Source organism: Amycolatopsis sp. H20-H5 (assembly GCF_035828755.1).
Lineage (GTDB): Bacteria > Actinomycetota > Actinomycetes > Mycobacteriales > Pseudonocardiaceae > Amycolatopsis.
In genome coordinates this window covers 1-539 of record NZ_JAYMZS010000306.1, presented here as the reverse complement: position 1 = coordinate 539, position 539 = coordinate 1, and the positions used below count along the sequence as shown (strand labels likewise).

Genomic DNA, 539 nt, shown 5'->3' with positions numbered 1-539 from the left:
CCGAAGCCGAAGCCGAAGCCGAAGCCGCGGTCTATGGTGACGCCGCTTATGGGGCTGGGGAGCTACTGAAACGACTGGACGATGCCGAGATCCACAATGGACTCAAGGTGCAGCCTCCGGCGACGGTGAAAGGTCACTTCCCGAAAGACCGTTTCACCGTCGACCTGGACAATCAGACCGTGGCCTGCCCGGCGGGCAACACCGCTCCCATCCGTGCCCGCGCCCACGCCCGTCGCAGCGGGCAGGCCAGTTTCGGCGCAGTGTGTGCCACCTGCCCGCTGGTCGCGCAATGCACCTCGGCCAGCGGCGGACGCACGATCACCATCAGTGCCCACGAGAAGCACCTCGCTACCGCCCGTGCGCGCCAGCGCGATCCGGGGTGGAAGGCTGATTACCGCGCCACCCGACCGAAGGTCGAGCGCAAGATCGGTCACCTCATGCATCGCCGCCACGGCGGCCGCCGAGCCCGTGTCCGAGGCCGCGTGAAGACCGCCGCGGACTTCTCCTTGCTGGCCGCAGCAGTGAACCTCGCACGCCTT

The 539-nt window shown here is 67.9% G+C and carries 1 protein-coding gene; it reads left to right on the top strand.

Annotated features, from left to right (window positions below; genetic code table 11):
• Window positions 1-539, top strand: a 539-nt coding sequence (locus QMK34_RS47650; protein ID WP_326421655.1) for a transposase, incomplete at both ends; no start/stop codon positions are given.